Annotated in this window: 4 protein-coding genes; all 4 read left to right on the top strand. The window is 35.4% G+C overall.

Features of this window, described 5'->3' with window-relative positions; all coding sequences use genetic code 11:
- The first annotated feature begins 776 nt into the window (after nt 1–776).
- Nucleotides 777–1,427, top strand: a complete 651-nt coding sequence (locus Q0794_RS17885; RefSeq protein ID WP_298944215.1) for an ABC transporter ATP-binding protein — start codon at nt 777–779, stop codon at nt 1,425–1,427.
- Nucleotides 1,428–1,717: 290 nt separating this feature from the next.
- Complete coding sequence (gene wecA, locus Q0794_RS17890; protein WP_298944217.1) at nt 1,718–2,830, top strand: UDP-N-acetylglucosamine--undecaprenyl-phosphate N-acetylglucosaminephosphotransferase; 1,113 nt, start codon at nt 1,718–1,720, stop codon at nt 2,828–2,830.
- A 13-nt stretch (nt 2,831–2,843) separates the two neighbouring features.
- Nucleotides 2,844–3,800 carry a DHH family phosphoesterase gene (locus tag Q0794_RS17895; protein WP_298944219.1) on the top strand — a complete coding sequence of 319 codons (957 nt, stop codon included), beginning with the start codon at nt 2,844–2,846 and terminating at the stop codon, nt 3,798–3,800.
- A 199-nt stretch (nt 3,801–3,999) separates the two neighbouring features.
- On the top strand, nt 4,000–5,169 hold the full coding sequence (locus Q0794_RS17900) for a nucleotide sugar dehydrogenase (RefSeq protein ID WP_298944221.1): 1,170 nt from the start codon (nt 4,000–4,002) through the stop codon (nt 5,167–5,169).
- Nucleotides 5,170–5,484 lie beyond the last annotated feature (315 nt).

Genomic DNA, 5,484 nt, shown 5'->3' on the forward strand with positions numbered 1-5,484 from the left:
ATTAGGCGATAGCTTAGAGCAATGAGCAAAAGCGCTTTGGGATTATTTTTTCAGCATACTTGTTTGTTATTAATTAAATTTACGACACAGCTTTTAAGAGGACATCTTTAGCTTGCTTGTTTTTTTATGTGTTGAATTGTTGTTCTTCACTTCGTTCACCGTGGTGAATAGACGTATGCGATGACTCGCATACTGGCAGGCTAAAGCCAGCGCCCCTAGGTCAAGAGCTCTGCTATTCCTGTTTTTAGTTTGTTAGTTTTAATGTTTTATATTTGTTGATTTTTCTGTTGTAGTAAAAAAATATAAAACAACACACAAAACCTGCAGGCTAAAGCCAGCGCCCCTAGGTCAAGAGCTTTGCTATTCCTGTTTTTATTTTGCTAGTTTTAATGTTTTATATTTGTTGATTTTATTTTTGCAGTAAAAAATATAAAACAACACACAAAACCTGCAGGCTAAAGCCAGTGCCCCTAGGTCAAAAGACTGAAATTACAAGGTCAAAGGGCTAAGGTCATAGATTTATAGAACAAACCTTAAGACCGGAATATCTGGAGGCTAAAGCCAATGCTCCCTAGGCTAAAGTTATATGAAGGAAGTACTAAAATCACAGGTTCAAAGGACTAAAATCAGGCGTATGAAGTGAAAAACTGATGGAAGTCGATTGTTGAAACTTATTAAAATGAAATAATCATTATTTTATTTAGGGGTATCTTGCTCCTGTTTGTGAATAAAGATAAGCTAGCGATCCACTTTTTAACAAAGCTTTGTATGAAACTATGATTAAATTGCAAAACCTTACTAAGTATTATCCTTCTGATTTAGGGCCTCAATTTATTTTTCAGAATATTAACTTTGATATTCCTGATGGTCATAATATTGGTATTTTAGGATCGAACGGTGCAGGTAAGTCAACGTTGTTTAGGATCTTAGCTGGCAGTGAGTATCCGAATAAAGGCAAAGTGGTAACAGACAAAGCTATCTCTTGGCCAGTGGCTTTGTCTACTGGTATTCATCCGCAAATGACAGGGCGTGAAAATACGCGCTTTATTGGTCGTGTTAATGGCGTGGAGAATTTAGATGAATATGAAGAAAAAGTTAAAAATTTTGCAGAGCTAGGTATCAAATACGATTTACCTGTTAAAAACTATTCTAGTGGTATGAAGTCTCGATTAGCTTTTGGTTGCTGTATAGCGATTGATTTTGATGTTTATTTAATAGATGAAGCGACGTCAGTAGGCGATCAAAAATTTCGAATTAAAGCTCGTCAGGCGTTGTTAGGTAAACGAAAAACGGCCAGTTTAATTATGGTGAGTCACGATCTTAAAGAAATAGAAGAGTTCTGTGATAGTGCAATTATTTTGCATCAGGGCGAACTTACTTTTTATCCTGATTTACAGCAAGCTATTAGTATTTATCAAAGCTTATAATTTTTTATAAATAGCCTGCCATTAAGCATTTATTCCTTTAGTCGGTTTATAAACTGAATCTTTGTGTATTAAAAGATAAATGAACTTATCCATTCAATGACTCTCTAAGATATTGACTATTTAGTTATATTTGACAGATTATAATAATAAATTAAATTTTCTATTATGTGGACTATATTAAAAGCACTTTAAAAATAGTTAGTTAGAGTGCTATCATTCAGGCTCAAATGGAATTGTCACTTGTATGACAAAAGTGAACAATAAGTAAGTAAATAATGAAGGTGTCGGTTATGTTGGGCTCAATGATAATAACGTCGCTTATGTCTTTTGTAGTTTCATCTTTTCTTTTCTACTTTTTCCACCCAAAAGCCATTCAATTTGGGCTGGTGGATAAAGCTAACCATCGTAAGCTACACAAAGGTAATATCCCCGTCATTGGCGGACCTGCTATTTATATTGCTTTAGTTTGTGTCTTGTTTTTCGAACAAAAATTTACTTCTGATGTTTTATATTTTGTATCATGCAGTGGCTTTTTAATGTTGCTTGGCGTGATTGATGACAAAATAAATTTAAAAGTGTCGCTGCGTTTACTCTCTATGATTGCGATTACTACTTTCCTATATCATTTTGCCCAATTTAAAATAAGCTCGTTAGGTGATTTATTTGCGTTAGGAGACATTCATTTATATGGTGCATCGTTATTTTTCACCGTGATTGTGGTGATTGGCGTGATCACTGCTTTTAATATGGTAGATGGTGTAGATGGTTTGCTGGGCTGCTTGAGTATTATTTCTTTTTTATCTCTGGCTATTCTCTTTGGATTAAACGAGCAATTTAAACTGACTTCGATTTGTGTGTGTTTTATTGCTGCCTTAATTCCCTTCCTGCTATGTAATTTATCGATACTTCCAGGAAATCGTTATAAAGTATTTATGGGGGACTCAGGCAGTTTCTTCATTGGCTTTGTTGTGATTTGTTTATTGGTGGTGGGGAGTCAATCTTCAATGCATCTCGATAATCAAGTTGGAGAGTCTGATTCATCACTCGCTTTTAGACCTATTACGGCTTTATGGGTGATGACGGTGCCATTATTAGATATGATTGCTAATATTATTAGACGTATCAAAAGTAAACAGTCGCCATTTCAGGCTGACCGCGGGCATTTACATCATAAATTACAAGATATTGGTCTATCGGATACGCAAGTACTGATCTTTATTTCTATTTTTGCTTTGATTGGTGCGGCGGTTGGTATTGTTGGTGAAGTTTCTAATGTCTCTGAAGTGGTCATGTCTAGTTTACTCATTCTTTTATTTATCGTTTATTTTCACTTATATTCAAATGCTTGGAAAGTTAGTGGATTAATTCATCGTTTATTTGGTAACAAGTTACCGGTTTCATAGGAAAGGTTATTTTATGCATTACGACATTTTTAACGGAGATGCCGACGGCATTATCTCATTAATTCAATTACGTTTATCAACTCCTTTGAAGTCTACTCTTGTTAGTGGAGTAAAAAGAAATATTCAATTATTAAAAACGGTATCAGCTAATGCTGAAGATACGTTTACTGTGTTAGATATTTCAATGGAAAAGAATACACAAGCATTAATTGATGTGCTTGATAAAGGCGCTGAGGTATTTTATGCCGACCATCATCGTTCTGGTGATATTCCTGAGTATGAAAAGCTAACAGCATTAATTGATTTAGATGCGAATACTTGTACTGCTCTAATTGTCGATCAATATCTAAAAGGTCAGTTCCATGATTGGGCTATTTGTGCGGCGTATGGTGATAACTTAATCGCTAAAGCTGACCAATTAGCATCTACAGCAGGTTATAACGAAGCACAAGCAGAACAGTTAAAAGAGTTGGGCACGTTAATTAATTATAATGGTTACGGTGCTGATATTGCAGATTTACATTTTGACCCTGCTGAATTATTTACCGCATTGTTGAAATATAAAAGCCCGTTTGATGTGTTTGAAGATAAAGCATCACCTTATTATGCATTACAGGCAGCTTATCAAGACGATTTAGAGAAAGCATTAGCGATTGCTGCTGTTTACAGTGGTGAAAAATTGAGTGTATTTGAATTACCTGATGAAAAATGGTCTCGTCGTATTAGTGGTGTATATGGGAATTTACTCGCTAACCAACAGCCAAGTAGTGCTTTTGCCGTGTTAACTAAGAATGAGCAAGGTGGCTACTTAGTTTCTTTACGTGCACCATTAGAGAATAAGCAGGGCGCTGGTGATATTTGTAGTCAATTTGAAACAGGTGGTGGTCGTGCAGCCGCAGCTGGTATTAACCATCTTCCTAGTGAGTCGCTACAACACTTTATTAGTACCGTTGAAACTTATTACGCTTAAGTTTGAACTAAGCGAATTTATTGATAAAGCGCTAGCGGAGCTGGAATATAACGTTTAATGATGTGAAAGACTGACTGTAAACGTTATTAATTATTTTGTTTTACTCGATTTTTGGCTTATTACGATTAAAAAAATAAAGATATAATCACCTTGTTCATATTTTATTAAGTGATTCACTATCTACACAGAGAGATTTAAAATGAGAAAAATAGCAGTCGCTGGTACCGGTTATGTCGGATTATCTAACTCAGTTTTATTAGCTCAACATAACCAAGTTGTTGCTGTTGATGTTATTGCTGAGAAAATCGAATTATTGAATCAAAAAATGTCGCCTATTGCGGACGTTGAGATTGAAGACTTTTTAAAAAATAAACCATTGAACTTTACTGCTACATTAGATAAAGAATTCGCTTATAAAGATGCTGAATTTGTCATTATTGCTACACCAACAGACTATGATCCTGAAACAAACTACTTTAATACGTCTTCTGTTGAGTCGGTTATTAAAGACGTGATGGCGATTAATCCTAATGCAGTAATGGTGATTAAATCAACTGTTCCTGTGGGTTATACAAAAAGTATTAAAGAAGAATTAGGTTGTGAAAACCTTATTTTCTCTCCTGAGTTTTTACGTGAAGGGCGTGCATTATACGATAATTTACATCCATCTCGTATTGTGGTCGGGGAGCAGTCTGAACGTGCTAAAGTATTTGCTGGTTTGTTAGTTGAAGGTGCAATCAAAGAGAATATAGATGTATTGTTCACGGATTCAACAGAAGCAGAAGCGGTTAAGTTGTTCAGTAATACTTACCTTGCTTTACGTGTCGCGTACTTTAATGAGTTAGATAGTTATGCTGAAGCGCACAATTTAAATTCACGTCAAATCATTGAAGGTGTGTGTTTAGATCCTCGTATCGGTAATCATTATAATAATCCTTCTTTTGGTTATGGCGGTTATTGTTTACCTAAAGACACTAAACAGTTACGTGCAAATTACGCAAACGTACCTAATAATATTATTGGCGCAATTGTAGATGCTAATACGACACGTAAAGACTTTATTGCTAATTCAATTATTGCTAAACAGCCTAAAGTGGTTGGTATTTACCGATTAATCATGAAGTCAGGGTCGGATAACTTTAGGGCGTCAAGTATTCAGGGCATCATGAAACGCATCAAAGCAAAAGGCATTGAAGTGGTTATTTATGAACCGGTATTTGAAGGTAATGATTTCTTTAACTCTAAAGTTGTTAAATCTTTGGAAGAGTTTAAAGGTATGTCTGATGTGATCGTATCAAACCGTATGGTTGACGAGATCAAAGACGTGGCTGATAAAGTCTATACCCGTGATTTGTTTGGTAGTGACTAAATTCTCGTTTAATTGTTTCAGCGCTTCTGACTTTGGGGCGCTGACTTTAGTATGCAGAGGATTGAGTGTTAGCTTTTGTATTAGAGAATGAGCCTTTGACTTCGGAGCGCTGGCTTTAGCCTAGGGAGGGGGTAGGGTTGATACTTTTGGTCTTTGCACCACGAATGATTAATTGATTGCCCCATATAACAACCGGCACAATTTAACTTCATAGTTCCGCTTATCGACCTTTGACTTGAAAATACCAAAATACCAAAATACCAAAATACCAAAATACCAAAATACCAAAATACCAAAATACCAAAATACCAAAAT

Source organism: uncultured Psychromonas sp. (assembly GCF_947489755.1).
In the GTDB taxonomy this organism is placed as follows: Bacteria; Pseudomonadota; Gammaproteobacteria; order Enterobacterales; family Psychromonadaceae; genus Psychromonas.